Origin of the sequence: Streptomyces sp. NBC_00986, from assembly GCF_045162565.1 — a bacterium.
Taxonomy (GTDB): Bacteria; Actinomycetota; Actinomycetes; order Streptomycetales; family Streptomycetaceae; genus Streptomyces.
Window position 1 is genome coordinate 5,719,154 of record NZ_CP108733.1, and the last position, 25,297, is coordinate 5,744,450.

The 25,297-nt window shown below is 69.6% G+C and carries 28 protein-coding genes; 16 read left to right on the top strand and 12 right to left on the bottom strand.

The window, feature by feature from the left end; genetic code table 11:
- The first annotated feature begins 34 nt into the window (after positions 1–34).
- On the top strand, positions 35–2,461 hold the full coding sequence (locus OG504_RS25215) for a dolichyl-phosphate beta-glucosyltransferase (RefSeq protein WP_405991846.1): 2,427 nt from the start codon (positions 35–37) through the stop codon (positions 2,459–2,461).
- A gap of 90 nt (positions 2,462–2,551) precedes the next feature.
- On the top strand, positions 2,552–3,202 hold the full coding sequence (locus OG504_RS25220; protein ID WP_328680852.1) for a hypothetical protein: 651 nt from the start codon (positions 2,552–2,554) through the stop codon (positions 3,200–3,202).
- Here OG504_RS25220 and OG504_RS25225 read toward each other — a convergent pair.
- Positions 3,199–4,080, bottom strand: a complete 882-nt coding sequence (locus OG504_RS25225) for a helix-turn-helix domain-containing protein (protein ID WP_405991847.1) — start codon at positions 4,078–4,080, stop codon at positions 3,199–3,201. The two genes, OG504_RS25220 and OG504_RS25225, sit on opposite strands and share 4 nt — an antisense overlap.
- A 132-nt stretch (positions 4,081–4,212) precedes the next feature.
- Here OG504_RS25225 and OG504_RS25230 point away from each other — a divergent pair, with 132 nt between their 5' ends.
- On the top strand, positions 4,213–4,428 hold the full coding sequence (locus tag OG504_RS25230; RefSeq protein ID WP_019070350.1) for a 4-oxalocrotonate tautomerase family protein: 216 nt from the start codon (positions 4,213–4,215) through the stop codon (positions 4,426–4,428).
- A gap of 4 nt (positions 4,429–4,432) precedes the next feature.
- Here the strand turns inward: OG504_RS25230 and OG504_RS25235 are convergent, their stop codons facing one another.
- Positions 4,433–4,723 carry a hypothetical protein gene (locus OG504_RS25235; protein ID WP_033284835.1) on the bottom strand — a complete coding sequence of 97 codons (291 nt, stop codon included), beginning with the start codon at positions 4,721–4,723 and terminating at the stop codon, positions 4,433–4,435.
- A 189-nt stretch (positions 4,724–4,912) separates the two neighbouring features.
- Here OG504_RS25235 and OG504_RS25240 point away from each other — a divergent pair, with 189 nt between their 5' ends.
- Both OG504_RS25240 and OG504_RS25245 read left to right on the top strand, forming a co-directional pair.
- Positions 4,913–5,272 carry a DUF6247 family protein gene (locus OG504_RS25240; RefSeq protein ID WP_405991848.1) on the top strand — a complete coding sequence of 120 codons (360 nt, stop codon included), beginning with the start codon at positions 4,913–4,915 and terminating at the stop codon, positions 5,270–5,272.
- Complete coding sequence (locus OG504_RS25245) at positions 5,269–5,535, top strand: hypothetical protein (protein ID WP_405991849.1); 267 nt, start codon at positions 5,269–5,271, stop codon at positions 5,533–5,535. The genes OG504_RS25240 and OG504_RS25245 overlap by 4 nt, the downstream gene beginning before the upstream one ends.
- Here the strand turns inward: OG504_RS25245 and OG504_RS25250 are convergent.
- Complete coding sequence (locus tag OG504_RS25250; RefSeq protein WP_405991850.1) at positions 5,507–5,932, bottom strand: hypothetical protein; 426 nt, start codon at positions 5,930–5,932, stop codon at positions 5,507–5,509. The two genes, OG504_RS25245 and OG504_RS25250, sit on opposite strands and share 29 nt — an antisense overlap.
- Before the next feature lie 116 nt (positions 5,933–6,048).
- Here OG504_RS25250 and OG504_RS25255 point away from each other — a divergent pair, with 116 nt between their 5' ends.
- The 3 genes from OG504_RS25255 to OG504_RS25265 all read left to right on the top strand — a co-directional run bounded on the left by OG504_RS25255 (position 6,049) and on the right by OG504_RS25265 (position 7,821).
- Positions 6,049–6,894, top strand: coding sequence for a helix-turn-helix transcriptional regulator (locus OG504_RS25255; RefSeq protein ID WP_405991851.1), 846 nt, complete (start codon positions 6,049–6,051; stop codon positions 6,892–6,894).
- Positions 6,891–7,151, top strand: coding sequence for a DUF397 domain-containing protein (locus OG504_RS25260; protein WP_405991852.1), 261 nt, complete (start codon positions 6,891–6,893; stop codon positions 7,149–7,151). Before OG504_RS25255 ends, OG504_RS25260 begins: the two co-directional genes overlap by 4 nt.
- A 64-nt stretch (positions 7,152–7,215) precedes the next feature.
- The gene (locus OG504_RS25265) at positions 7,216–7,821 is read left to right on the top strand and encodes a TetR/AcrR family transcriptional regulator (RefSeq protein WP_405991853.1); all 606 of its coding nucleotides are present in this window, start codon (positions 7,216–7,218) and stop codon (positions 7,819–7,821) included.
- Positions 7,822–7,838: 17 nt separating this feature from the next.
- Here the strand turns inward: OG504_RS25265 and OG504_RS25270 are convergent, their stop codons facing one another.
- The 3 genes from OG504_RS25270 to OG504_RS25280 all read right to left on the bottom strand — a co-directional run bounded on the left by OG504_RS25270 (position 7,839) and on the right by OG504_RS25280 (position 11,447).
- The gene (locus OG504_RS25270) at positions 7,839–8,129 is read right to left on the bottom strand and encodes a hypothetical protein (protein ID WP_405991854.1); all 291 of its coding nucleotides are present in this window, start codon (positions 8,127–8,129) and stop codon (positions 7,839–7,841) included.
- Positions 8,130–8,169: 40 nt separating this feature from the next.
- Positions 8,170–9,987, bottom strand: coding sequence for a bifunctional metallophosphatase/5'-nucleotidase (locus OG504_RS25275; protein ID WP_405991855.1), 1,818 nt, complete (start codon positions 9,985–9,987; stop codon positions 8,170–8,172).
- Positions 9,988–10,163: 176 nt separating this feature from the next.
- Positions 10,164–11,447 (bottom strand): adenylosuccinate synthase, encoded by a 1,284-nt coding sequence (locus tag OG504_RS25280; RefSeq protein ID WP_405991856.1) that lies wholly within the window; start codon positions 11,445–11,447, stop codon positions 10,164–10,166.
- A gap of 187 nt (positions 11,448–11,634) precedes the next feature.
- Between OG504_RS25280 and OG504_RS25285 the strand changes: the two genes are divergently transcribed.
- Entirely contained in the window at positions 11,635–12,519 is an 885-nt protein-coding gene (locus tag OG504_RS25285) for a diacylglycerol kinase (RefSeq protein ID WP_405991857.1), read from the top strand.
- Positions 12,520–12,686: 167 nt separating this feature from the next.
- Here OG504_RS25285 and eutC read toward each other — a convergent pair whose 3' ends face one another.
- On the bottom strand, positions 12,687–13,445 hold the full coding sequence (gene eutC, locus OG504_RS25290) for an ethanolamine ammonia-lyase subunit EutC (RefSeq protein WP_405991858.1): 759 nt from the start codon (positions 13,443–13,445) through the stop codon (positions 12,687–12,689).
- The gene (locus OG504_RS25295) at positions 13,442–14,830 is read right to left on the bottom strand and encodes an ethanolamine ammonia-lyase subunit EutB (RefSeq protein ID WP_405991859.1); all 1,389 of its coding nucleotides are present in this window, start codon (positions 14,828–14,830) and stop codon (positions 13,442–13,444) included. The genes eutC and OG504_RS25295 overlap by 4 nt, the downstream gene beginning before the upstream one ends.
- Before the next feature lie 172 nt (positions 14,831–15,002).
- Between OG504_RS25295 and OG504_RS25300 the strand changes: the two genes are divergently transcribed.
- On the top strand, positions 15,003–16,514 hold the full coding sequence (locus OG504_RS25300) for an APC family permease (protein WP_405991860.1): 1,512 nt from the start codon (positions 15,003–15,005) through the stop codon (positions 16,512–16,514).
- A 107-nt stretch (positions 16,515–16,621) separates the two neighbouring features.
- Here OG504_RS25300 and OG504_RS25305 read toward each other — a convergent pair whose 3' ends face one another.
- Positions 16,622–17,116 (bottom strand): GbsR/MarR family transcriptional regulator, encoded by a 495-nt coding sequence (locus tag OG504_RS25305; RefSeq protein WP_405991861.1) that lies wholly within the window; start codon positions 17,114–17,116, stop codon positions 16,622–16,624.
- A gap of 74 nt (positions 17,117–17,190) precedes the next feature.
- Between OG504_RS25305 and OG504_RS25310 the strand changes: the two genes are divergently transcribed.
- From OG504_RS25310 to OG504_RS25330, 5 genes are all read left to right on the top strand, one after another.
- Entirely contained in the window at positions 17,191–18,096 is a 906-nt protein-coding gene (locus OG504_RS25310) for an ATP-binding cassette domain-containing protein (RefSeq protein ID WP_405991862.1), read from the top strand.
- Entirely contained in the window at positions 18,093–19,709 is a 1,617-nt protein-coding gene (locus OG504_RS25315) for an ABC transporter permease (protein ID WP_405991863.1), read from the top strand. Before OG504_RS25310 ends, OG504_RS25315 begins: the two co-directional genes overlap by 4 nt.
- A 50-nt stretch (positions 19,710–19,759) precedes the next feature.
- Positions 19,760–19,975, top strand: coding sequence for a hypothetical protein (locus OG504_RS25320; protein WP_405991864.1), 216 nt, complete (start codon positions 19,760–19,762; stop codon positions 19,973–19,975).
- A gap of 120 nt (positions 19,976–20,095) precedes the next feature.
- Positions 20,096–20,872, top strand: coding sequence for a hypothetical protein (locus tag OG504_RS25325; protein ID WP_405991865.1), 777 nt, complete (start codon positions 20,096–20,098; stop codon positions 20,870–20,872).
- Positions 20,873–20,937: 65 nt separating this feature from the next.
- Positions 20,938–21,414: a hypothetical protein gene (locus OG504_RS25330; RefSeq protein ID WP_405991866.1), complete on the top strand. Its 477-nt coding sequence runs from the start codon at positions 20,938–20,940 to the stop codon at positions 21,412–21,414.
- A 16-nt stretch (positions 21,415–21,430) separates the two neighbouring features.
- Here OG504_RS25330 and OG504_RS25335 read toward each other — a convergent pair whose 3' ends face one another.
- Both OG504_RS25335 and OG504_RS25340 read right to left on the bottom strand, forming a co-directional pair.
- A complete protein-coding gene (locus tag OG504_RS25335) occupies positions 21,431–21,859 on the bottom strand; it encodes a hypothetical protein (RefSeq protein ID WP_405991867.1) in 429 nt (142 codons plus the stop codon).
- A gap of 53 nt (positions 21,860–21,912) precedes the next feature.
- Positions 21,913–23,358, bottom strand: coding sequence for an MFS transporter (locus OG504_RS25340; protein WP_405991868.1), 1,446 nt, complete (start codon positions 23,356–23,358; stop codon positions 21,913–21,915).
- Positions 23,359–23,474: 116 nt separating this feature from the next.
- On the opposite strand from OG504_RS25340, the gene OG504_RS25345 reads away from it, so the two are divergent.
- Positions 23,475–24,041, top strand: coding sequence for a MarR family winged helix-turn-helix transcriptional regulator (locus OG504_RS25345; protein ID WP_405991869.1), 567 nt, complete (start codon positions 23,475–23,477; stop codon positions 24,039–24,041).
- Between the two features lie 27 nt (positions 24,042–24,068).
- On the opposite strand, the gene OG504_RS25350 is transcribed toward OG504_RS25345, so the two are convergent.
- Positions 24,069–25,292, bottom strand: coding sequence for a cytochrome P450 (locus OG504_RS25350; protein ID WP_405991870.1), 1,224 nt, complete (start codon positions 25,290–25,292; stop codon positions 24,069–24,071).
- Between the last annotated feature and the right edge of the window lie 5 nt (positions 25,293–25,297).

The following is a 25,297-nucleotide window of genomic DNA, read 5'->3' on the forward strand; positions in this document are numbered from 1 at the left end:
GGAAAGGGCCACTCCGGCCGTGGACAGTGCCTCCGTGGACCCCAGTGTCGTCGCCGTGGACCTGAGTGTCGTCGTGCCCGCCTACAACGAGGAACAACGGCTCGGACCGACGCTCGACGCGATCACCACGTATCTCGGCGACAACGAGGGCCGCTTCGGCGACTGGGAGATCATCGTCGCGGACGACGGCTCCGACGACGGGACCCGGGAGGTCGTCACCTCCCGCGCCGACCCGCGGGTGCAGGTGGTCACCAGCCCCCGCAACCGCGGCAAGGGCCACGCCCTGCGCCTCGGCGTCGCCGCCTCGCGCGGACACCGGGTCCTGGTGACGGACGCCGATCTGGCCGCGCCCATCGAGGAGTTGGAGAAACTCGACAAGGAGCTGAGCGAGGGCCACGCGGCCGCGATCGGCTCACGCGCGGCGCCGGGCGCGACGATAGAGAGCCACCAGCATCCGATACGCGAACTCCTGGGCCGCGCGGGCAACTTCCTCATACGCCAGGCCGCGGTGCCCGGCATACGCGACACCCAGTGCGGCTTCAAGCTCTTCGAGGGCGACCGCGCCCGCGAGGCCTTCGCCGCCTCCCGGATCAACGGCTGGGGCATCGACGTAGAGGTCCTCCAGCACTTCCGCCGCGCGGACTGGGAGGTCGCCGAGGTCCCGGTGCGCTGGTCCCACCAGTCCGGCTCGAAGGTACGGCCCCTCGACTACGCCAAGGTCCTCACCGAACTCGGCCGCCTCCGTGCCCGTTCCCTGCGCCCGGTCGACATCCTGGTCGTCGTCCTCTTCCTCCTCATGTCGGTCGCCCTCTACTCGGGCCGCCTCTTCGACCCGAACCACCGCTACCTGGAGGACTCCCTCCAGGACCAGAACCAGTGGGAGTGGTTCTTCGCGGTCACGGCCGACAACGTGGCCCACCTCCACAACCCGTTCTTCTCGAACCTCCAGGGCTTCCCCGACGGCGTGAACCTCATGGCCAACACGGTCATGCTGGGCCTGTCGGTCCCCTTCGCGCCCCTCACGCTGCTGGCCGGCCCGGCGGTCTCCCTCAGCGTCTGCATGGCGCTCGGCCTCGCGGCCACGGCCGCCGCCTGGTACTGGCTGATCGTGAAGCGCGTCGTACGGCAACGGGCCGCGGCCTTCGTCGGCGCCTCGCTCGCGGCCTTCGCCCCGCCGATGGTCAGCCACGCCAACGCGCACCCGAACTTCGTCATCCTCTTCATGATCCCGTTGATCATCGACCGCGCCCTGCGCCTGTGCGCGGGCACCCGGGTCGTCCGCGACGGGATCGTGCTCGGCGTGATGGCGGCCTACCAGATCTTCCTCGGCGAGGAGCCGCTCCTCCTCGCGTCGATCGGCATGGTCCTGTTCGCCGCGTCGTACGGAGCCCTCAACCGGGATGTCGTCCGGGCGTCCTGGCGCCCACTCCTCAAGGGCCTGGGCATCGCGGCCGGGATCTGCGCGCCGATCATCCTGATCCCGCTCTACTACCAGTTCATGGGCCCGCAGAGCTACAAGAGCGTCCTGCACGGCGACAACGCCGGCAACAGCCCCCTCGCCCTGCTCTCCTTCGCCGAACGCTCCCTGATCGCGGGCAACGAGGTCCGCGCGAACTCCCTCTCCCTCAACCCCACCGAGCAGAACGCCTTCTACGGCTGGCCGCTCGTCGCCCTCGCCTTCGCCATCGTCGTACGACTGTGGGAACACGCCCTCGTCAAGGCGCTGGCGTTCACGGCGATCGCGGCGGCGATCCTGTCGATGGGCCCCAAGATCCGCATCCCGCTCACGGACACGATCTACCCGGGCCCCTGGGCCCTGCTCGCCCACAAGCCGCTCTTCGAGTCGGTGATCGAGGGCCGGGTCGCGATGATCTGCGCACCGGCACTCGGCATGCTGCTGGCGATCGCGGTCGACAAGCTGGCGGCGACGCGGCAGATCGGCACGCAGTACGTGGGCCTGCTCGCCGTCTGCATGGCGCTGATCCCGATCATCCCCGCGCCCCTGAAGGCGGTCGACCGGGCGACAGTGCCCGCCTTCTTCACGGACGGCACCTACAAGTCGTACGTCCGCGCAGGCGAATCGATCGTCCCGGTGCCGCTGGCCGACCCCGGCTCGGCGGAGCCCCTGCACTGGCAGACGGCGTCCGACCTCGGCTTCAAGATGCCGGGCGGCTACTTCAACGGCCCCTACGGCGACGACCGCATCGGCATCTACGGCGCCTCGCCCCGCTACACCTCCAACATGCTGCGGGACGTCCGCTACACCGGCGTCATCCCCACCATCGGCAAGAACTGGCAGGCGCAGGCCAAGGTCGACTTCGCGTACTGGCACGCGGGCGCCGTCGTCGTCGCGCCGCAGCCCAACGACGACAAGCTCCGCACGGCTGTGGAAAAGCTGGTCGGCAAACCCGGTAAGTGGGTGGACGGCGTGTGGGTATGGGACCTGCACGAGGGGAGCTGACCCGGGCCGCACCGACTACTCTTCCCCCTACTCTTGCCTGACCACCATGCGAGATCCACGATGCGCAGCGAGTAACCGAGGAGCCCCCTTTTGGCCTGTGACCTGTGGCTGGTCCCGCTCGTCGACGTGTTGTGCCACACCCCCGACAATCCGTTCGCCGAGGAACTCGCGCTCTACAACTCCCTGTTGGCCGAGGCCGGGCTCCCCCCGGTGCCGGTGTACCAGTACATGCCGGGCCTGTCCGGCGAGGTCGCCCCGGTCGCGGGCTTCGACTACGACGCGCTGCACTTCCTGCGCCGGGCCTACCTCCTCCAGGTCTGCGGTCTCCCGGTGACGCCGGTCGACGACTTGGGCGGCGACTACGAACAACTCCTGGAGATGTTCGAGACGACGGCCCAGCAGTCCCACCTGGTCTGGCACTACGACCACGCGGGCGCCTACGTCCCGGTCGACTTCCCGCACCCGCTCTCGAACGACGAACTCCTCGCGGGCGGCGGCCCGTTGGGCTCGTCCCAAACCCTGCTCCGCGAGCTGGAGTTCGTGGCCCCGACGATCGGCATCGACCCGGCGAACCCACCGGCGACCCCGGAACCCCCTTCCGCTCCGACGGAGTTGGAGGAACCGGCCGTGGCCGCACCGTACGATCCCAGCCCCTTCGCCCGCGAGCGGCACGTGTGGCTGGGCCTGCACGCGGCGGCGACGCGGAGCCTGGCCCAGGGCTCGATGATCGTGTTCAGCTAGCGGTTTCGGTCGGCGATCCGGGAGGTGTTCTCGTCCGCCGCCATGTCCTGCGTGCCGATGACGCCGAGCAGTTCCAGCTGGGCGGCGCCCTCGGTGCCGGGCGGGGCCGTGAACCACAGGAGGCGCTGGCGGCCGTCCTCGCTGAACAGGCTGTGGCAGTCCAGCTCGATGACGCCCAGCGTGGGGTGCACGATCCGCTTGTGATCGGTGCGGCGCAGCCCCACGTCATGGGTGTCCCACAGCGCGGCGAACTCCTCACTGCGCCGCCGCAGCGCGGCCGTCATCGCGGCGACCTCGCTGTCGCGGCCCCGGCGAGCGGCCACGGCCTGGAGGTCGGCGACGAAGACCCGTGAGTGGTGCGGGTGGTCCTCGGCCGGGTAGACCGCTCGGGCGGCCGGATCGGTGAACCAGCGGTACGCGAACCCGGTCGCCGGGCCACGCGGCTCCGGCGCCCGCCCGAGCAGCGCCACGGCCAGCTCATTCTGTACGAGGGTCTCGTGCAGGTCGGTGATGACCTGGGCCGGGGTGGTGGCCAGCCGGTCCAGCAGCCCGAGCAGGGCGGGCTGGACGTGCCGCGCGCCCACACCGTGCGCCGACTCGGGCAGCGGCCGGTCGGCGAGGTGGAACAGGTGGTCGCGCTGGTCGCCGCCGAGCCGCAGCGCGCGGGCGAGGGCGGCCAGCGTCTGGGCCGAGGGCTGGGCGCCACGCCCCCGCTCCAGCTCGGTGTAGTAGTCGGCGGACAGACCCGCCAGCTGCGCGACCTCCTCGCGCCGCAGCCCGGGCACCCGGCGCCGGGGCCCGACGGGCAGCCCGACATCGGCCGGCCGGACCCGGTCACGCCGGGACTTCAGGAACGCCGCGAGCTCGGGAAGGTTCACCGTCTCATCGTCGCCTCTCTACGGCGTCCGAGCCAGGGGCTGCCAACCCCTGGGTGGGCTCAGCCCTGGCCGGGCGGCCGCCGGGGACGCAGGGTTGTCCCATACCCACACGGCACTACGAAAGAGAACACCATGCCTTTCGCGAACTTCAAGGTCCCCGCCGGCGCCCTCACCGCGGAGCAGAAGGAGCAGATCATCACGCGCACCACCGACCTGTACGCCGAGATCTTCGGCGACGGCGCCCGCGCCACCACCCTCGTCCTGGTGGAAGAGGTCGCCGACGCGGGTTGGGGTATCGGCGGCGGCGTCCTGACCCTGGCCAAGATCCAGGGAACGCCGCAGGAATGAGCGCCTAACGAATCTTGCCGAGACCGGCCTCGACCTCCTCCGGGTTCATCACCGGGGTGTAGGTCAACTCGGCACCCAGGTTGAGGAAGAGCGGCTCACTGATCGACGGGATGTCGGAGGGGTCCTTCAGATCGAAGAACAGGAACGCGGTCCGCTTGCCGTCCTCGGCGGTGAAGTAGGCCGCCTCGGGCTTGATCTGCTCCAGGGTCTCCTGCATCAGCTTCCCGAGAGTCCCGTTCCGGATGGCGTCGTTCCCCTTCTCCGTGTCCATGGACGCTTTCAGCATCATGCGCATCGCAGTCACCTTCTCTGGGTTGGCGCGCGCGGGTGGACGAATTCAGCATATGCCCGCACAAAGGGGGCGTCCCAATGAGGACGCCCCCTTCCCGTTCACCGCTGATACCGCAACCGGATCGTCCGCACGAGACGCGGTCGCGATGCGCGCTAGAGTCCAGATCAGCAACGCCACGAAGGGAACAGCAGCATGAGCGTGCAACACGCCGAACATGACGACGTACCCGCGATCCCCCGCCCGGACCGGACCCCGCGTGGGCTGCGCGCGGCCTGCGCCATCGTGGCCCCGCACCTGCTCCCCTCTTACGACCAGGCCAAGGACCAGGCCCTCACCGAGGCGTTGCAGCACAACTCGGTCAGACCCGTCCATGCCTACCTCGCGCACTGGGCCGCCCTGATCGAGATCGAGCGACACCCCGGGACAGCGAAGGCCTACCACCGCGCCGAGTACCTCGCACGGATCGCGACCACGCCGGACGAGGCGCGCGCACACCTGACGACCGCGAGCGTCATCTACCGCGAGGCGGCCGAGGCGGTGCGCGACGCGTGAGCTGGGCCTGGGAATACGTCCCCGACGAGGAGACGGTGGCATCCGGGGCGCCACCCGCGTTCCTGACCGCGGTCGAGAAGATGGCCGACGAGTTGGTCAGAGCCTCCGAGGCTCTGCATCTCCACGGCCCCGCCTACCAGGATGCCGACGAGGGAGCGAAGCACGCGTTCGTGGACGGCGGCTTCTTCGTGTACATGGTCACGCCCCGCGCGGAACTGGTCACCATCTGGCAGATCACTCCTGATCCGGGCCTGGACGCCTGACCTCTCCCCACCCTTCCACCGCGGCACGCAGCAGCAGCGCGTGGACGAAGCGGTCCGGCGCCGTCGGGCGGTAGCGCCAACTCAGGGGCCAGGTCTGGCCGTTGAGGGCCGGTACCGGGATGTACGACATGTGGTTCGGGCCGGCGGTGAGGCGGGTTACTCCGGGTGGCCAGGGGCGGTGCAATGTGCTGCCGACCGGGACCAGGAAGTAGACCGCCCTGCTGCCCGTCGCCTCCTCTACGACGGGCCCCGGCGCCCCTCCTGTCATGCGCGCGAGCCTGTCCGCGAGGTCTCTGCCCTCGTCGCCGTCGACCCGTACCGCGTCGAACTGGACCCCTGCCTTGCGGAGTTGGATGCCGGTTGTGGGGATCCATTTCAGGTCACTTTGCGTATCCATGGGGACAGTGTCGGCAGTCACAGCTACCGTCATCCATAACTCTGCGTCGACCATCCGCAACGGTTGGAAACAAGTGCGGGGTGCTGGTGACCAGTTGAGTTCGGTTGAGTTCGGGGGTGACCGCGATGGCGCGGGCGGAGAACAAGGCGGAGGCGAGTGGCGTGGCACACCTCGTTGCCCTCCTCGCAAAGGCACTGCGTGAGCAACAGGGGCTCACGCAAGTGGAGTTGGGCAAGATGACGGGTTACACCGGGTCCGCCATCAGCGCGATGGAGACATGCGCGCAGCCCGCGAGCGACAAGATGCTCGCCAAGTTGGAGGAGAAGGTCGGGGGTGGGCTCGGGGTCTTCGAAGAGGCGCGCAAGTGGATGCTGCTGGAGAAGTACCCGGTCCGCTTCCGTGGGTTCGCGGAGATCGAGGCGGGGGCCGTCACCCTCTCCTCGTACGCAACGCTCGTCGTCGACGGCTTGTTTCAAACCGAGGCCTACGCGCGGGCGTTGATCGGCGGCAGCTATCCGCCGGTGTCCGAGCAGAAGCGGGAAGAACTCGTCGAAGCACGGCTGGCCCGCAGGAAACTCTTCGACCGCGATCCGGCCCCGATGATCGAGCTGATCCTCGAAGAGGGCGTACTGCGGCGGCCGTTCGGCAGCTGGGACGTACAGCGGGAGCAGTTGCGCTCGCTCGCCGAGGACGCGCGGCGGGACAACGTGTGTGTCCAGGTACTGCCGATGGATCGTGGGCTGCGCGGAACGTACGCTGGCGATCGTGGCGCCATGAAGCTCGTGGTGACCAAGGACCATGAACACGTCGTCTACATGGAGATCGAGGACCAGGGCATCCTGATCAGCGATCCGCCGGAAGTGTCCCAACTGACGCACCGCTATGCGAAGATCCGCGCACAGGCTCTGAGCCCCGACGACTCCCTGAGCCTCATCGAGCGGTTGGCAGGAGAAGAGCGATGAGCGGCACCGGCACCTTGCGTTGGTTCAAGTCGAGCTACAGCGACGGCGGCGGCGGAAACTGCGTCGAAGTCGCCCTCGACTGGCGCAAGTCCTCGTACAGCGACGGCGGCGGCGGGGACTGTGTCGAGATAGCCACCTGCCCCCACACCATCCACATCCGCGACTCCAAGAACCCCGACGGCGGGATCGTCACCGTCTCGGATGCGGCCTGGCGCACCTTCCTCCCCTCCCCCCACCCCTCCCCCAAAAAAGTGTGACACCTTCGGGGAAACTGACACACTTTTCCAAGACACCTACCTCCCCCCGCGCCAAGCTGCTCACATGAGCAACTCACAGCGGGTGCAGGCACCGCCCGGAATGGCCACCGTGTACCGCGCGACTCTGGACGCGCTGGCCGCGCGGGGGCCCCGGCGCACGGGCATCACCCACATCGCACAGCTGGCAGGCACCAACCGCCCGTTCTTCTACCGGAATTGGGCCTCTCCCGACGCGCTCCTGCGCGATGCCACGATGCAGGAACTGAAACGTCTGCTGCACCTGGCCCGGGAAGTGCCCGGCCCGTTGCCGCCACCGCGGTGTCTTGGGGTGCGCAGGGTGGTGCGGGCGGCCCGGCTGCTGCGGGAGCATCCGGTCGTCGCGGCCATGGCGCGGACCGAACCGGAGTTGACGTACGCCGCCGTCCTCCGTCCGGACACCCTGTGGCACCGGACGGCCCAGCACTGGCTGACCGAGCATGTGACCGCACATCTGCCCAGCGGCACCGAACAGGACACGGCCACGCTCGCCGTGCTCACCACGGCACTGCCGTACGCGCTGGTCCCGCCGGCGGAGTCGCCCGATGCCGCCGATGAACGTGCCGCTGTCGACCGGCGGTTGAGCCAGGCCGTTCACGCCTGCCTCGGCCTGCCACTCACCTGCCCCGACTGACCTACAGGGCCTGGAAGCTACAGGGCCTGGAAGAACGACAGGGACAACGCCAGCACCGCGATGCCGCGTACCGCGACCAGCGCCAGAGTCGCACTCCGCAGTCGGCCCGCCCGAAGCCACAGGGTCCATGTCACCACCAGCGACAGCACGACCGTGAGGATCAATGCCACGGCGTCGGGCACGGCGTACAGGGCGTCGCGGTGCGCCCACAGCAGGGACGACCACCACACCACTGCCGCCGTGCTGAGCACGGATTCCAGGACCAGAGCGGTGCGGGCCTCACCCCGCCCCAGGACTTCCATGGCCATCCGTGCTCCTCACGCTCGGTGCAGAGGACAGGTCCGGAGTCTAGAAGACCGCCGTCCCCGCCTGCGTCAGCTTCCAGTTGACCGAGGCGAAGTCCGCCGGGTCCAGGCTGCCCTTCGCCGTGACGTAGGCGATCATCAGGTCGCGGACCTGGTCGGTCGCGCTGTAGACGGTCTCCGCCGACGCGATGTGCGGGTAGCCGCTGCCGCCGTTCGCGCGGTAGTTGTTCACCGCGACGACGAAGACCTGGTCGTCCGTGACCGAAGTGCCGTTGTACGTGAGGTTCTTGATCCGCGAACCCTCGGCCTGCGCGATGTCGATGTCGTACGAGACGCCCGCGGCGACGTCGTACATGTAGTCCCAGAAGCTGTTGGCGTTCGTCAGGGTCGCGGTGTCGACCTTCGTGCCCGCCGGGACCTGGTAGTAGTACTTCGCCGCGTACTCCAGGTAGTCCTTGAGCTGCGCGCCCGTGAGCTTCTTGCCGTAGAGGGTGTTGTCGTAGATGTAGAGGCCGGCGATGTCCTTGATGGTGACGGAGCCCTTGGGGATGTCGGCCGTGCGGCTGAAGGGGGCCGCGACCGAGATCAGCGGGAGGGCGGCGTCGGCCGTCGAGAGGCCCGCCTTCACCGAGTCCATCTGCACCTGCTGGATGAAGTCCATGATCGGCACGTCCTTCCAGCAGGACTCCGCCGCCGAGAGGTCCTCGGTGCAGGTGCCGACGGACGTGTTGACGTACTTCACGACCAACTCGTGGTCGGCTTCCAGGAGTTTCTTGATCTCCGGGTCCTCGTCCACCGTGTTGGGGTTGAGGGTCTGCGCCGTCTTGCTGGTGATCTTCCACTGGCCGCGGACGAGTTCGAGCTCGAAGTCGAAGACGCTCAGGCGGTAGCCCCAGCAGTACGGCTCGGAGAGGAGGACCTCGTCACCGGTCGTCTCGTTCTTCACCGTGTACGACGGGACCTCGACGTGGGTGTGGCCCACGAGGATCGCGTCGATGCCGGGGACCTGCTCGGCGACGAGGTTGGAGGCGTTCTCGACGTACGGGAGCTCGTCGCCGTAGGACGAACTGCCGTCCAGGCCCGAGTGGTCGGTGAGGAAGACGACGTCGCAGCCGAGCGCGCGCAGCCGCGGGACGTACTTCTTGGCCTGCTCGACGAGGCCCGGGAAGACCATCTTGCCGCTGACGTTGTCCTTGTCCCACAGCGCGATGCCCGGGTTGGTGAGGCCGAGGATGCCGACCTTGATGTCGGGGGCGCCGGGGACGCGGATCTTCTTCACGGTGTACGGGGCGAACGCGGGGCGCAGGGTCTTCGCGTCCAGCGCGTTGGCGCCGAGCAGCGGGAAGTGACACTGCTGCTCGAACTTGCGCAGGGTGTCGATGCCGTAGTTGAACTCGTGGTTGCCGAGGGCGGCGGCGTCGTAGCGCATGTGGTTCATGGCGGTGGCCATCGGGTGCTTGGAGCCGCTGGTGATGGGGTCCACGCGCGCGAAGTAGTAGCCCAGCGAGGTGCCCTGGATGATGTCACCGGCGTCCACGAGGAGGACGTGTCCCTCGCCCTTCGCCTTGCGCTGCTGCTTGATGAGGGTGGCGACGCGGGCGACGCCGACGGAGTTGCCCTTGGCGTCGGAGTAGGCCTTGTCGAGGTAGTAGTCCCAGTCGAAGACGTGGCTGTGCAGGTCGGTCGTGCCCAGGATCGAGAACGACCAGGTCTTGTTCGGCTTCGGGTGCGGGTGGGGCTTGGGGTGCCGGTCGGCGGCCTCGGCCGGGGTCACCGCCGCCGTTCCCGCGACGGCCGCGACAGCGCCCGTGACGGCGGACTTCTGCACGAACTCACGGCGATTCATGGGATTGACGGGCATTCAGGACTCCTGGGAGGGCGCGGAAGGCGGGTGTGGCATACGGGGGCGCGGCGGGCTACCCGCGTAGATGTTGGCCTCCACCTGTTACCGGCGTAACCACGGACAGCCCAAGGGCCGGTCAAGGATTCCCAAGACCGGCCCAAGTGCAGCCATCAACCGCGGCTCCAACCGCCGCCCTAGATGAACGAGTTGATCTCGATCGTCTCCGTGCGGCCCGGCCCGACACCGATCGCGGAGATCGGGGCGCCGGACATCTCCTCCAGCGCCTTCACGTACGCCTGCGCGTTCTTGGGGAGGTCCGCGAAGGTCTTGGCCTTCGTGATGTCCTCGCTCCAGCCGGGCAGGGTCTCGTAGATCGGCTTCGCGTGGTGGAAGTCGCTCTGCGAGTACGGGAGTTCCTCGACGCGCTTGCCGTCGATCTCGTACGCCACGCAGACCGGGATCTCCTCCCAGCCGGTCAGGACGTCGAGCTTGGTGAGGAAGAAGTCGGTCAGGCCGTTCACGCGGGTCGCGTAGCGGGCGATGACCGCGTCGAACCAGCCGCAGCGCCGGTCGCGGCCGGTGGTGACGCCTCGCTCGCCGCCGATACGGCGCAGCGCCTCGCCGTCCGCGTCGAACAGCTCGGTCGGGAACGGGCCCGAGCCGACCCGGGTCGTGTACGCCTTCAGGATGCCGATGACCCGGCTGATCTTCGTGGGGCCGACTCCGGCGCCGGTGCAGGCGCCCCCCGCGGTCGGGTTCGACGACGTCACGAAGGGATACGTGCCGTGGTCGATGTCCAGGAGGGTGCCCTGGCCGCCCTCGAAGAGGACCACCTTGTCGTCCTCCAGCGCCTTGTTGAGGATCAGCACCGTGTCGGCGACGTACGGCTTGAGGCGGTCCGCGTAGGACAGCAGCTCCTCGACGACCTGCTCGATGGCGATCGCGCGCCGGTTGTAGAGCTTGGTGAGCATCTGGTTCTTGATGTCGAGGGACGCCTCGACCTTCTGCGTCAGGATCGACTCGTCGTAGAGGTCCTGGACCCGGATGCCGACGCGGTTGATCTTGTCCGCGTAGGTCGGGCCGATGCCGCGGCCGGTGGTACCGATCTTCCGCTTCCCGAGGAAGCGCTCGGTCACCTTGTCCACCGTCACGTTGTAGGGCGTGATGATGTGAGCGTTGCCGCTGATCAGGAGCTTGGACGTGTCGACGCCGCGCTCGTTCAGCCCGTTCAGCTCGGAGAACAGGACCGACGGGTCGACGACGACACCGTTGCCGATGACCGGAGTGCACTCCGGTGTGAGGATCCCGGAAGGGAGCAGGTGAAGGGCGTACTTCTGATCGCCCACGACTACCGTGTGGCCGGCGTTGTTGCCGCCCTGGTAGCGCACCACATAGTCGACGGACCCACCTAGCAGGTCCGTCGCCTTTCCCTTGCCTTCGTCACCCCACTGAGCACCGAGCAGCACAAGTGCGGGCACGCGCGTACACCCCTTCCGGGCGGGGCATGTCCAAGGTCAGAGGCGTACGCGGCACAGCGTGTGCCTCGTACGCCAGCGACCCTCGTCGGCCGCAACCCGTCGGACCGGATGCCCCGGAATAGACGAAGCCCCTGGCGCAATAGCGCAAGGGGCTCTTGCACAAAGATGCTACCCGAGGAAGCGAGGCATGGCCGAGGTGGCGACTTTCGCGACTTCCGATCAGCTGCTGATCGTGATCGATCCGGCCGCCCGGCGCACCGACGCGGAGTCCGTCCGCATCGCGAAAGACGTGCTCAGCGCGGGTGCGGCGACGAAGGTGTGCCTCCCGGAGGGGCCCGAGGAATTCGCCCGGGTCCTGGCGCGACGGGGTTCGCGCCGGCCGGTGCTGGTGGGCGACGACCGGGCGCTGATGCGGGCGGTGTCCCTGTTGCACCGGCAGCGGGAGCTGGCCGGATGTGTGCTGTCGATGGTGCCGGTGGGGGGTGGGCTGTCCCTGGCGGGGGCGCTGGGGGTGCCCACGGGGGCGGTGGCGGCTGCGCGGGCGGTGCTCGACGGGGTCGTGCGGCGGATGGATCTGTTGGTGGACGACAGTGACGGGGTGGTGCTGGGCGCCTTGCGGATTCCGTCGCTTCCCCCGATGCGGGAGGCTCCGCCGGTGGGGGCGACGCCGGTGCCGTCCGGTTCCGCGCATGCGTCGTGGTTGCGGACGTGTCAGTCGCTGGTACGAACGCTGGTGCCGGTGCGGCCGTCCCGTGAGCCGCTTGCCCGTGTGACCCGGCTCGGGCCCGCGCGGCTTCGGGTCGAGGTGGACGGGGTGACGCTGGTGGATCTGGACCAGCCGGTGGAGGGGGTGTCCGTGACGCCGGGGGCGTCGGGGCTGGCCGAGGTGGTCGTACGGCCGGTGTCGGTGGGGGCGGAGGCGTCTCCGCTGTGCGCGCGGGGGCGGTCGGTCACCGTGTCCGGGGCGGATTTTCGGTACCGGGCGGATGCGGTGGTGGCGGGGCCGGTGCGGACGCGGACGTGGGTGGTGCGGGAGGGGGCTTGGGGGCTTACGTTGCCGGTGGTGGGGTGAGGCCGGGTTTTTTTCGCCCCCGCCGCCCCTACCCGTCCCATCCTCCAGGGGCGCTGCCCCTTCGACCCCGACACGGGGGCCGGCCCCCGGACCCCCGCTCCCCAAACTCCCCCAGAGGGGGCACCCCCGAGGGGCTGAGTTTGGGCCGGCTCCCCGGCGCCCCCGGGCTAGTTCGGCAGCATCTGCGCGTCCGAGTCGTCCTTCAGCGCCACCCCGGTCGCCCCCAACTCCCTTGCCCTGCCCATCAACCCCGCCAACTTCCCCGCCGCCGTCTCATACGTAAGACCCAACGGCGGGCGGATGTTGGACAGGCAGTTCCGGTCGGCGTCCGTCGTAACCCCGGGCTTGGGCCGGTACGTCAGGTACGCCCCCAACGAATCCGCCGCCGACATCCCGGGCCGCTCCCCGACGAAGACGACGACCATCGCCGCGCCCATCGCCGAGGCCACGTCGTCGCCCAGGGCCACCCTCGCCTGCTCGGCCAGCACCACCGGAGCCACCTGCCAGGCCGTGGGCAACAGTGCCGTCGTCGCACGGACCATCGCCGCCCCGTGCTCGTGCACCGCCCGGCTGGACAGGCCGTCGGCGACAACAAACACCACGTCCCACTCCCCCACCGGGAGGTGTGCGCGGTCGGCGGGGTCCAACCGGCGGCCCAGGTCGGGGCGTTGGAGGTAGGTGAGGCGGTCGGGGGCCGCGCTGCGGACGCGTACGGTCGGTTCGCCCCGCAGCGCCGCCGCCACCACGTCCGGCTCGAACGGGGAGTGGACCGCGTCCCGGGCCGCCGCATGGGCCGCCTGCAACTCCAGCCGGTGGTGGGTCGGCAGGCCCGAGCCCGCCCGGCCCAGGCCGATCCTCGCCTGCGTGTGTCGACGCAGGGAAGGCCACAACTCCACTTCCACGGGACTTACTTGACTGAGTGTCATGCCACCAGTTCCCTTCCGATCGCCGTCAACGGGTGGGTCGTACCGGACACGTCCCTGATCTCGCCGCCCTCGCCCAGCAGGCCGATCGAAGCGAGCCAGGTCTCGAACTCCGGTGCCGGGCGCAGGCCGAGGACCTCGCGGAGGTACAACGCGTCGTGGTACGAGGCGGATTGGTAGTTGAGCATGATGTCGTCGCCGCCCGGGGTGCAGATCACGAAGGACGCGCCGGCCACGCCGAGCATGGTGAGCATCGTGGCGATGTCGTCGTCGTCCGCGTCGGCGTGGTTGGTGTAGCAGATGTCCAGGCCCATCGGGAGGCCCAGCACCTTGCCGCAGAAGTGGTCCTCCAGCGCCGCGCGGAGGATCTGGCGGCCGTCGTACAGGTACTCCGGGCCTATGAAGCCCACCACCGTGTTCACGAGGAGCGGGTCGTAGCGGCGGGCCACCGCGTACGCCCGTGCCTCCACCGTCTGCTGGTCGACGCCGTGGTGCGCGTCCGCCGACAGTGCGCTGCCCTGGCCCGTCTCGAAGTACATGACGTTCGAACCGACCGTGCCCCGGCCCAGCCCCTTCGCCGCCTCGTACGCCTCGTCCAGCAGCCCCAGCGTCACGCCGAAGGACGCGTTCGCCGCCTGCGTACCCGCGATGGACTGGAAGACCAGGTCCACGGGAGCACCGGCCGCCATCAGGTCCATGCTCGTCGTGACGTGGGAGAGGACGCAGGACTGGGTGGGGATCGCGTACCGCTGGATCACGCCGTCCAGCAGCTCCAGCAGGTCCCGTACCGCCTTCGGGCTGTCCGTCGCCGGGTTGATGCCGATCACCGCGTCGCCCGAGCCGAGGAGGAGCCCGTCGAGGAGGGCCGCGGCGACGCCCGCCGGGTCGTCGGTCGGGTGGTTCGGCTGGAGGCGGGTGGCCAGGCGGCCCGGGAGGCCGATCGTGGAGCGGAAGGCGGTCACCACCCGTACCTTCCGCGCGACCGCGACGAGGTCCGCGTTGCCCATGAGCTTCGACACCGCCGCGACCATCTCGGGCGTCAACCCCGTTGCTACGGCGGCCAGTTCGGCGGTGTCCGCCGCCAGCAGCCACTCCCGGAACCCGCCGACCGACAGCCCGGACACCGCCGCGAACGCCCCCGTGTCGTGCGTGTCGAGGATCAGCCGGGTCACGTCGTCGGTGTCGTACGGGATCACCGGTTCGGCGAGGAACGCGGTCAGCGGTACGTCCGCCAGTGCCCAGCGCGCCGCGACCCGCTCCTGGGCGGACGAGGCCGCCAGCCCCGCCAGCCGGTCGCCGGAGCGCTCCGGGCTCGCGGCGGCGAGCAGGCGCGCGAGGGAGCCGAAGCGGTAGCTGTGGCCGCCGAGCGTGGAGGTGTACGTACTCATGTCGGCGACCGTACGAGGCGCGTGTTGCCCCCAGATTTCCTCAGATTTCTAAAGGTCTGGTTGACAAACATTTAACGCGCCGCAGCCCTTTCCCGACTCATTTGGCCTACAGAGTTCCGGTTCGACGCACCGGCCGAACGGCAGGACGAGCACTAGGAGAGGAGCCATCCGGATGGCAGTGGACGAGGGAGTCGCCCCCGCGGCGAACACAAGCGAGGACGGCGCCGTTCACCGGCTCAAGCCCAACGCCATCGGCCTGCTGGGCGTGGTCTTCATGGCCGTCGCGACGGCCGCCCCGATCACCGCGATGACCGGCAACGTGCCCTTCATGGTCTCGTCCGGCAACGGCATAGGCGCCCCGGCGAGCTACCTCGTCGCAATGGTCGTCCTGGCAATCTTTTCCGTCGGCTTCACCTCAATGGCGAAGCACATCACGTCCACAGGCGCCTTCTACGGCTTCATCTCCTACGGCCTCGGCCGCACCGTCGGACTGGCCTCCGGACTGCTCGCCACGTTCGCGTACGCCGTGTTCGAGCCGGCCCTCATCGGCATCTTCTCCACCTTCGCCACCGGAACCTTCAAGGACCAGACGGGACTTGACATCCCGTGGTGGGCCTTCGCGCTGGTGATGCTCGCCGTCAACTCGATGGGCACGTGGTTCGGTGTCTCGGTCGCCGAGAAGCTCCTCGTGGTCCTGCTCGGCACCGAGGTGACCGTCCTCGCGGCGATGGCGATCTCGGTCGCCCTGCACGGCGGCGGCCCGCACGGCTTCACCTTCGGCCCGGTGAACCCGGTCAACGCGTTCAAGGGGACGTCCGCCGGTCTCGGTCTCTTCTTCGCCTTCTGGTCGTGGGTCGGCTTCGAGTCGACGGCGATGTACGGCGAGGAGTCCCGCGACCCGAAGAAGATCATCCCCAAGGCGACGATGATCTCGGTCCTGGGCGTCGGCGTCTTCTACGTCTTCGTCTCCTGGATGGCCATCATCGGCAACGGCGAGTCCGAGGCCGTGAAGGCCGCGTCCTCCGCGAACCCGCTCGCCCTCTTCTTCAACCCCACCGAGCACTACGTCGGCCACTGGGCGGTCGACGTCATGCAGTGGCTGATGATCACCGGCTCGCTCGCCTGCGGCATGGCCTTCCACAACTGCGCGTCCCGCTACATGTACGCCCTGGGTCGCGAGGGTGTGCTCCCGTCCCTGAAGAACACCATCGGCCGCACCCACGCCCGGCACGGTTCCCCGCACATCGCGGGACTCGTCCAGACGGTGGTCAGCGCGGTGCTGATCCTCGGCTTCTGGGCCACGAGCAAGGACCCGGCCAACGCGCTGTACGTCCTGCTGGCCATCCTCGGCACGATGGCGATCCTCGTCGTCCAGGCCGTGTGCTCCTTCGCGGTACTGGCCTACTTCCGCAAGAACCACCCCGAGAGCCGGCACTGGTTCCGCACGTTCACCGCTCCGCTGGTCGGGGGTGTGGCGATGCTGGCGGTGGTTCTACTCCTGGTCTCCAACATGAGCGTCGCGGCAGGCTCGGAGTCCAACTCCCCAGTACTGAAGGCAACCCCATGGCTGGTCCTCCTGGTCGCGGCAACGGGCATCGGCTACGCCCAGTACCTGAAGCGCCGTGCACCTGAGCGCTATGCGCTGCTCGGGCGCACGGTCCTCGAAGAGACCAAGGAGCGCTGAGGATCTTTTCAGGGGCGCGGGGAACTGCGCGACCAGCCCACCACGGCCTGCAGACGAGTACGAATCTGCGGGAGCGTCGTGGCTGATCGCGCAGTTCCCCGCGCCCCTTAGGTGGCTCCACCGAACCGGGTTTCCCTGTGAACCCGCCACCGCTCCATCATCGCCGCGATCTCCCCGTCGACGAACTCGAAAAAGGCCAGGGTCTCGGCCATACGGCGCCCCGCCGGCGTATCCGCCCCGAGACTCACAACACCCTCCCGAAGAGCCGCTTCCCACCTCTTGAGCACAGCCTCCCGATTCGTCAGCGCCTCGTACCACTGGTTGCCCTGAACCCGATACCGCTCGCGCCGCGACCCCGGCTCCCGCTCCCGCGACACCATGTGCGTCTGCGCCAGATACCGCACCGCCCCGGAAACCGCCGCCGGACTGATCTGCAGCTGCGACCCCAGCTCACCGGAGGTCATCACACCGGCGTCGGAGGACAGAAGCGCCGCGAAGACCCGGGCCGGCATCCGCTGCATCCCGGCCTCGACGAGCTGCGCCGCGAAACTCTCCACGAACTTCGAGACCGCCCCTTGGTCCCGCTCCGTCTCATCCGTCATGGACTCACCCTAACCCGCGCTTCACACTCTTCCTTAACTTCACAAATTTCTGAAAGAAGCGTACGTTCGGCTCCATGACGAAGGCAATCACCGTCTCCGGACTGCACAAGTCGTTCGGCAGGACGCATGCCCTCGCCGGTCTCGACCTGGATGTCGAGGCCGGCGAGGTGCACGGCTTCCTGGGCCCCAACGGCTCCGGCAAGTCCACGACGATCCGCGTCCTGCTCGGCCTCCTCCACGCGGACTCCGGTGCGGCCCAACTCCTGGGCCGCGACCCTTGGACCGACGCCGTCGAACTGCACCGCCGGGTCGCCTACGTCCCCGGCGACGTGACGCTGTGGCGCAACCTCTCCGGCGGCGAAGTCATCGATCTCTACGGCAGGTTGCGCGGCGGCCTGGACACAACCCGCCGCGCCGACCTGATCGACCGATTCGAACTCGACCCCACCAAGAAGGGCCGCACGTACTCCAAGGGAAACCGCCAGAAAGTGGCCCTCGTCGCCGCGTTCGCCTCTGACGTCGACCTGCTGATCCTGGACGAACCGACGTCCGGCCTCGACCCGTTGATGGAGGAGGTCTTCCAGCGCTGCGTCGAGGAGGAACGCGACCGGGGCCGTACGATCCTGCTCTCCTCCCACATCCTCAGCGAGGTCGAGGAGTTGTGCGACCGGGTGAGCATCATCCGCAAGGGCCGCACGGTGGAGAGCGGTTCACTGGCCGACCTGCGCCACCTCACCCGCACCAGCGTGACGGCCGAACTCACCGGCGCCCCCAACGGGTTGGCGTCCCTCCCCGGCGTGCACGACCTCGCCGTCCAGCACATTCAGAACAGCCAGGGTCATCGCGTCCGCCTCCAGGTGGAGGCCGACCAACTCAACGCCGTCCTGCGGTCGTTGAGCGAGTCCGGTGTGCGCTCGCTGACCTCGAAGCCGCCGACGCTGGAGGAGCTGTTCCTCCGCCACTACCAGGAGACGGAATGACGGCCGCAGCGTTCCCCGCACACACCGGCACCCGCACCGGCAGCTCGCGCCAACTCGCGGGCACCGGCGCCCTGTTGAGGTTCAACCTGCGCCGCGACCGCGTCGTCGTCCCGGCCTGGGTGGCCGTGACCGGCCTGCTGGTGCTCTCCCTCCCCGGCTCCCTGAAGAGCGTCTACTCCACCCCCGCCGAACGCGCCGACATCGCCCGCCAGATGCTCACCAACAGCTCGCTGCGCGCCACCTACGGCCCGGTGTTCAGCGACTCGCTCGGCGGTCTCACCGCGTGGCGCATCGGCGGCTACGCCGCGATCCTCGCCGGAATCATGAGCCTGATCGTCGTCGTACGGCACACCCGCGACGAGGAGGAGAGCGGCCGCCAGGAACTCATCTCCTCGGCGATGGTCGGCCGCCGGGCACCCCTGACGGCGGCCCTGTTGACGGCGTTGGTCGCCAACTCCGCGCTGGCGCTGTTGATTTCGGGAGGTATGGCAGGCCAGGGCTCGGCGGGAGCTCTCGCGCTGGGCCTCGGTATCGGCGGAGTCGGCATGGTGTTCGCGACGCTCGCGGCGATCGTCGCGCAGTTCACGGACAGCGGCCGGTTGGCGAAGGGCCTGACCGGCGGGCTGGTGGGCGCGGCCTTCGTCCTCCGTGCCGTAGGAGACTCGACCACCGACGACGGTTCCTCCCCCGCGACTTGGATCTCCCCGATCGGCTGGCTGGAGAACCTGCGCCCGTTCGCGTCCGAACGGTGGTGGGTACTGGCCCTGTTCGCAACGGCGACCGTCGTACAGGGCCTGGTTGCTTATGAGTTGGCGGGGCGCCGGGACGTCGGCATGAGCTTCTTCCCAGCCCGCCCCGGCCCGGCCCACGGCCGCCTCGGCACGGCGGGCGCGCTGGCCTGGCGGCTCCAGCGGGGCAGCGTGCTGGGCTGGGGCCTCGGGTTCCTCGCGGCCGGGGTCGCCTTCGGCGGCATCACGAAGGGCGCGGCGGACCTGGTCGGGGACAACGCCAAGACCCGCGAGATCATCGAGCGGATGGGCGGCCAGTCCGGCATCGAGAACGCGTTCCTGGCCACGATGGTCGGCATGTTCGGCATGCTGGCCGCGCTGTACGCGGTCTCGTCGGTCCTGCGCCTGCACAGCGAGGAGACCGGCCGGCGCGCCGAACCGATCCTCGCGAACGCGGTCGGCCGACTGCGCTGGGCAGCGGGCCACTTGGTCATCGCCTTCGGGGGCGCGGTACTGATCATGCTCCTGAGCGGCCTCGGCCTGACCCTCGGCTACGGCGCCGACCTGGGCCCCATCCTCGCGGCCGGCCTGGTCCAACTCCCCGCGATCTGGACGCTGGGCGCGCTCGCCGTGCTCCTCCACGGCATCTCCCCGCGCCTGTCCCCGGCATCCTGGGCGGCGGCCGGACTGGCCCTCGCGCTCGGCTGGATCGGCCCCGCGCTGAACCTCCCCCAGGCAGTCCTGGACATCTCCCCCTTCGGCCACCTGCCGAAGCTCCCGGGCGGAGACATGGCCTGGGGCCCGGTGATCGTCCTCACGGCGATCGCCGCGGCCCTGGTCGCCGTAGGCCTGACGGGTCTACGGCGTCGCGACCTCACGACCTGACCTACGGCGGCACGGGAACCTCCGGCGGCCGGCGTGCGTCCGTCCCGGGCATGGGACAACGTGCGCAGGCCGCCGGAGGATGCATAACAGCCGTGCTCGGCGCGGGAGTCGGTCTCGCGGTGTGGTCGTACGACGTCCGGGACCGCTTCCACCGCTTCGAGGCGAGCCCCGACTGGAGTGTCCTGTACGCCGAGTTGCCGCTGGCGGTGCTGGGCGGGGTCCTGGTGTCGCTCGGGGTCTGGGCGCTGGTGCAGCGGGCCAGGTAGCACGACCGGGGCCGCGACACCCCTCGAACGGACGTTCCGGCCCGGTCGGAGGTGGAGAGCGGGAGCGGTACGGAGACGATCTGGTCGACCGAGTTCCCCCGCCTCCCCCGGAGTTGCCCCTTGCGCGCACACCCCCTCGTCGCGGAAGCGGCTTCGGGCACAAGTCCGGTGGACGACGTGGCGGACACCGTCGACCCCACGATGACCGCCGAGGTCCACGGCGTGCTGCGTGAGCACCCCTGGATCGGGCAGGTCAGCGCGGACCACGACCTGGACGAGGACCTGTTCGCGCTGGCGGTCAAGCGCGCCGCCGCCTACGGCTGGAGTTCCACCCGTTTCAGCGCCGGCGCCGAACTCGGCGGGCAGCGCTGGGGCCACGCGGACGCCGGCGGGGACTGGTCGCAGGACGGCCGGGTGCGGCAACTCGCCTGGCTGACCGTGTATCCCGCGACCGACCTGCGTGAACAGCATCTGCCCGTCCGGCCGTTGACCCGGGTCATGGTCGATTCCCTGCGCCGGGTGGGCGAGTTGGACTTCGCGGGGCTGACGGTGCGGGTGCCGGTGCGGCTCGCGCCGGACATCCGGTTCGATCTGGTGGGGGACGCGGACTGGTTCGCGCTGGCCGCACCGGACGCGCGGACGGAGGCGGTCGTCTCCGTCCTCGGCCCGGTCGACACCGATGCGGACCAGGTGCGCGAACTCGTCGTCCGGCGCGGGCACGGACAGCTCCACGCGGAACTCCGGGCCGGCCCGGCCGACCGTACGACGTTCGCGTGCGGCCTGCCCGAGTGGACCCCGGACGCGGCGGCCTGGCTCGCGGAGGTCTTCATCGACGCGTTGCGCGCGGTCGGCGTACGCGACACGGTGGAGATCGCGATCGTCCACCACCGCAACTGACGCACACCCGCGCCAGCCGCCCGCACCGCCCCAACTCCCCCTCGCCCAGCAGGAGTCAGCCACCCATGAGAATCGGGATCACCGGACACCGCGGCCTGTCCGGCGAGGTCGAACGGAGGGTGCGCGCACTCATCGAGGAGGCGGTCACGTCGTACGGCAACACCGGCCTGGTGGGCGTCAGTTGTATCGCCGACGGCCCGGACGCCTGGTTCGCCCGGGCCGTCCTCGACCGCGGCGGCCAGCTCGAAGTCGCCCTGCCCGCCCGGCAGTACCGCGCCGACCTGCCCGCCTGGCACCACCCCGCCTACGACGACCTCCTCCGGCGGGCCACCCAGGTCCACCACACCGGACTCGACGTCTCCGACCCCAACGCCTACATGGCGGGCAGCGAACTCCTCGTGGACCAGGTCGACGAACTCCTCGCCGTCTGGGACGGCCGGCCCGCGCGCGGCCACGGCGGCACCGCCGACGTCGTCACCTACGCGCGGCGGCACGACGTACCCGTGACGGTGCTGTGGCCCGAGGGCGCCACCCGCGACTGACGGGTGGGGCGGTTGATCAGGCCGCGTCGAGAGCCGCCGTGATCTTCGTGATCATGGCCGTCTCGGCGGGACCGGGGCCGCCCTTGTGGGCGCGGGAGGCGGCGTCCGTGATCGTGGCGATGGTCGCGCGGAAGTTCTCCGCCTCGTCGGGTGCCTTCGCCTTGAGGAGAGCGACCGAGGCGGTCAGCGCGGCGAAGGTGCGGTCTGCCAGGTCGGCGGTCGAACTGCCGCCCAGGTCAAGGCCCTTGGGCTTCTCGGCGAGGACGTGACCGACCAGGCCGGTCGCCGAGGAAAGCGCCTTGCCGCCTGCCATGCCGGAACGGGTGGAGGAGATCGGGCCGGGGTCGGCGGCCGCCATCAGGGCGACGACGCCGTGGGCGGCGGTCTGGAGGGTGAGCTTCTCGTCGGCGGTGAGGATCTCGGTGGGAGTGGTGCTGTCGGGCATGACGGGTCTCCTTCGTTTGTACGGGTGTGCGTGTTGTCGGTGCGGGGGGGGGATCAGGGGGAGGTCGTCTCGGCCTGGTTGCCGACCGCCTTGCGGGGCAGGGCCAGGCACAGGGCCGCGCAGAGGACGTACGCGCCGATGGCCCAGGGAGCCGCGTGGGTCAGCGCGTCCGTGAGGCCCTTGCCGGTGTGGGAGAAGAAGGCGTTGCCGATGACGGCGACGCCGAGGGCGCCGCCGAACTGCTGGGCGGTGGAGAGGATTCCGGAGGCCCCGCCCGCGAGATGGCCGGGGACGGTGCTCAGGATCGTGTTGACCAGCGGGATGATCAGGAAGATCAGGCCGACACCGGCCAGCACCAGACCCGGGACCAACGGCCAGGCACCGGTGTGCAGTTGGGCCGAGTGCTGGGCCGCGTGCCGGACCCAGAACAGGCCGCCCGCCATGACCAGGGCGCCGAGGATCAGCACGCTGCGGCCGAACTTGGCCACCAGCGGGTCGACCCCGGGGGCGGCGAGAATGGACCCCGCGCTGAAGGCGACCATCAGCAGACCGGCCTGCGTGGGGGTGTAGCCCTGGCCGGACTGGAGCCAGATGGTGAAGACCAGAAAGAAGCCGGACATGCCGCCGTAGAAGAGGAGTTGGACGAGCAGGCCCGCGCTGAAGGCGGGCTTCTTGAACAAGTCCGTGGGGAGGAGGGGGTGTTCGAGGCCGCGCCGCTTCTCCGAGGCGGTCAGCGCGGCGATCGCGGCGACACCGGCGGCCAGGCAGAGCCAGCCCCACAACGGCCAGCCGTAGGACCGGCCCTGGACCAGCGGGAGCACGATCGCGACCAGGCCCGCGGCGAGGACGAGGTTGCCGGGCAGGTCGATGCGGCCCGTGAAGGCGCGGTCCCGGGAGGCCGGGATCCACCTGGCGCCGAGGACCAGGACCACGGCCGCCAGCGGGAGGTTGATGACGAAGATCGTGCGCCAGCCCCAGCCGAACAGGTCCCAGTCGGTCAGGACACCGCCGAGCAGTACGCCCACGGCGGTGGAGATGCCGGCGATCGCGCCGTACAGGGCGAACGCCTTGCCGCGTTCCTCGCCGTCGAACATCGTGCGGAACGAGGCGAGGATCTGCGGCATGATCACGGCCGCGGCCACGCCCTGGAGTCCGCGCGAGGCGACGAGCACCCCGGCCGAGGTCGCCAGCGCGCTGGCCAGACTCGTCAGCGCGAACGCGGTGACGCCGGCCAGGAAGAGTTTCTTGCGGCCGTAACGGTCGCCCAGGTGCCCGGCGATGATCAGCGTGGCGGCGAAACCGAGCATGTACGCGGACACAGTCCACTGGAGATCGGCGGGGGTGGCCCGCAGTCCCCTGCCGATGGACGGCAGCGCGGTGTTCACGATCGAACCGTCGATCATGTCCAGCAGCGCCGCGAGGATCATCACGGACGCCGCGGCCCACCGTTTGGGATAGGGCGCCGGTGCCCCGCCGCCGTCAGCGTCTACGTTCGTCATGTTGGTCGTGTGGGACGTGCGGGACGACATGGCTTGGACTCCAGTCTCGCTCGACTTTCATACATCTTGACTTTCAAGCTAATGGTCGATGGTTACGATGCTGGGAGATATCTCGAATGTCAAGCGGAACGGAGTCGGGTGTGGGCGCGGACTCGGGCGCGGGGTCGGGGTCGGTCGAAGCGCGACTGGGTGCGGCCGTGCAGGCGTACCAGAGCGCCGTCGACGACTTCGACCGCGAGCTGGCCCGGCTCATGGGGGTCAACGAGACCGATCTGCGATGCCTGGAGATCCTTTTCGCGGTCGAGGAGATCACCCCTCGTGAGCTGAGCCGGCAACTGGGCCTGACCACCGGGAGCGTCACCACGATGCTCGACCGGCTGGAGAAACTCGCCTATCTCACCCGCACGCCGCACCCCGACGACCGGCGCAAGACCCTGATCCGCGTCACCCCCGAGGCCGCCCAGCGCGCCTTCGGGCTGATCGGGCCGTTCCTGGACGACGCCGGCCGGAAGGTGTTCGGCCGTTACACCCCCGACCAGCTGGAACTGGTCATCGACTACCTCACCTTCTCCCGCGACGTCCAGCAGCAGCACGTCGAGCGGTTGAGGAAGGCGCCCGCCCCCGGCCCCACCCGGACGGGCGGCCGGCAGGTCCAGGGACCCCGGGGCGGGTCGGCGACGTAGGCCCGACTCGGGGCCCGCGAGGGGCCGTCACCCCACCTCTACGCTCAGCCCCTCCAGCCCCCGGATCACGAAGTTCGGCTTGCGCTCCGGGTCCGCCGCGAGCCGTAGCGTCGGGGCCTTCTCGAGCAACGCCCCCATGGAGGCGGCCAGTTCGATACGGGCCAGGGGTGCGCCGATGCAGTAGTGGATGCCCGCGCTGAAGCTGATGTGCGGGTTGTCGGCGCGGGTGAGGTCCAGGCGCTCGGGGTCGGTGAAGACCGCCGGGTCGTGGTTGGCCGCGCCGAACAGCATCGCGATCTCCGCGCCGCGCGGGATCGTCGTACCGTCGATCTCGATCTCGTCCAGCACCCACCGCTCGAAGAGCTGGAGCGGGGTGTCGTAGCGCATCAACTCCTCGACGGCGGAGGGGATGAGGGAGTGGTCCGCGCGCAAGGCCGCCAACTGCTCCGGGTTGCGGAACAGCGCCCACCAGCCGTTCACCGTGGAGTTCACCGTCGCCTCGTGGCCCGCGTTCAGCAGGAGGACGGCGGTGGAGATCAGCTCCTGTTCGGTGAGGCGGTCGTCGTCCTCGTCGTGGGCCGCGATCATGCCGGAGATGAGGTCGTCGCCCGGGTTCTTGCGGCGGGCCGCGATCAACTCGCGTAGATACGAGGAGAATTCGTTCGACGCGCGGACCGCCTTCGCCGCCGTCTCCTCGGACGGGCTCAGTTCGTACATCCCGCAGATGTCCGCCGACCAGGGGCGGAGCGGGGCACGGTCCGACTCCGGGATGCCGAGCATCTCGGCGATCACCGCGACGGGGAGGGGCTCGGCCACGTCCGTCAGGAGGTCGCCGCCGCCCTTCGCCACCAGGCCGTCCACCAGTTCACGCGCCAACTGGCTGACGTACGGCTTCAGTTGCTCGACCGTGCGCGGGGTGAACGCCTTCGAGACCAGGCGCCGGATGCGGGTGTGGTCCGGTGGTTCGAGGTCGAGCATGCCGTGGTCGTTGAGGGTGTGGAAGGGCTCGTGCTCGGGCGGGGGTGCCGTACGGCCGAAGTCCTCGTGGGTGAACCGGTGTTGGTAGGTGCGGCCGAGGCGGCGGTCGCGGAGCAGTGCCGAGACGTCCGCGTGGCGGGGAACGAGCCACTGGTCGGTGGGCTCGTAGTACGTGACCCGGCCGCGCTCGCGCAGTTCGGCGTAGGCGGGGTACGGGTCGGACACGAACGCCGGGTCCCAGGGGTCGAAGGCGAGGTCGTCAGCAGCTGCCATGAACG

Bases quoted from the DNA above. Each gene is read 5' to 3' on its own strand.
- OG504_RS25230 (WP_019070350.1), top strand. From the start codon at position 4,213: ATGCCTTTCGCGAACTTCAAGGTCCCCGCCGGCGCCCTCACCGCGGAG.
- OG504_RS25235 (WP_033284835.1), bottom strand. From the start codon at position 4,723: ATGCGCATGATGCTGAAAGCGTCCATGGACACGGAGAAGGGGAACGAC.
- OG504_RS25240 (WP_405991848.1), top strand. From the start codon at position 4,913: ATGAGCGTGCAACACGCCGAACATGACGACGTACCCGCGATCCCCCGC.
- OG504_RS25250 (WP_405991850.1), bottom strand. From the start codon at position 5,932: ATGGATACGCAAAGTGACCTGAAATGGATCCCCACAACCGGCATCCAA.
- OG504_RS25260 (WP_405991852.1), top strand. From the start codon at position 6,891: ATGAGCGGCACCGGCACCTTGCGTTGGTTCAAGTCGAGCTACAGCGAC.
- OG504_RS25265 (WP_405991853.1), top strand. From the start codon at position 7,216: ATGAGCAACTCACAGCGGGTGCAGGCACCGCCCGGAATGGCCACCGTG.
- OG504_RS25270 (WP_405991854.1), bottom strand. From the start codon at position 8,129: ATGGCCATGGAAGTCCTGGGGCGGGGTGAGGCCCGCACCGCTCTGGTC.
- OG504_RS25275 (WP_405991855.1), bottom strand. From the start codon at position 9,987: ATGCCCGTCAATCCCATGAATCGCCGTGAGTTCGTGCAGAAGTCCGCC.
- OG504_RS25285 (WP_405991857.1), top strand. From the start codon at position 11,635: ATGGCCGAGGTGGCGACTTTCGCGACTTCCGATCAGCTGCTGATCGTG.
- eutC (WP_405991858.1), bottom strand. From the start codon at position 13,445: ATGACACTCAGTCAAGTAAGTCCCGTGGAAGTGGAGTTGTGGCCTTCC.
- OG504_RS25295 (WP_405991859.1), bottom strand. From the start codon at position 14,830: ATGAGTACGTACACCTCCACGCTCGGCGGCCACAGCTACCGCTTCGGC.
- OG504_RS25300 (WP_405991860.1), top strand. From the start codon at position 15,003: ATGGCAGTGGACGAGGGAGTCGCCCCCGCGGCGAACACAAGCGAGGAC.
- OG504_RS25305 (WP_405991861.1), bottom strand. From the start codon at position 17,116: ATGACGGATGAGACGGAGCGGGACCAAGGGGCGGTCTCGAAGTTCGTG.
- OG504_RS25310 (WP_405991862.1), top strand. From the start codon at position 17,191: ATGACGAAGGCAATCACCGTCTCCGGACTGCACAAGTCGTTCGGCAGG.
- OG504_RS25315 (WP_405991863.1), top strand. From the start codon at position 18,093: ATGACGGCCGCAGCGTTCCCCGCACACACCGGCACCCGCACCGGCAGC.
- OG504_RS25320 (WP_405991864.1), top strand. From the start codon at position 19,760: ATGGGACAACGTGCGCAGGCCGCCGGAGGATGCATAACAGCCGTGCTC.
- OG504_RS25330 (WP_405991866.1), top strand. From the start codon at position 20,938: ATGAGAATCGGGATCACCGGACACCGCGGCCTGTCCGGCGAGGTCGAA.
- OG504_RS25335 (WP_405991867.1), bottom strand. From the start codon at position 21,859: ATGCCCGACAGCACCACTCCCACCGAGATCCTCACCGCCGACGAGAAG.
- OG504_RS25340 (WP_405991868.1), bottom strand. From the start codon at position 23,358: ATGACGAACGTAGACGCTGACGGCGGCGGGGCACCGGCGCCCTATCCC.
- OG504_RS25345 (WP_405991869.1), top strand. From the start codon at position 23,475: ATGTCAAGCGGAACGGAGTCGGGTGTGGGCGCGGACTCGGGCGCGGGG.
- OG504_RS25350 (WP_405991870.1), bottom strand. From the start codon at position 25,292: ATGGCAGCTGCTGACGACCTCGCCTTCGACCCCTGGGACCCGGCGTTC.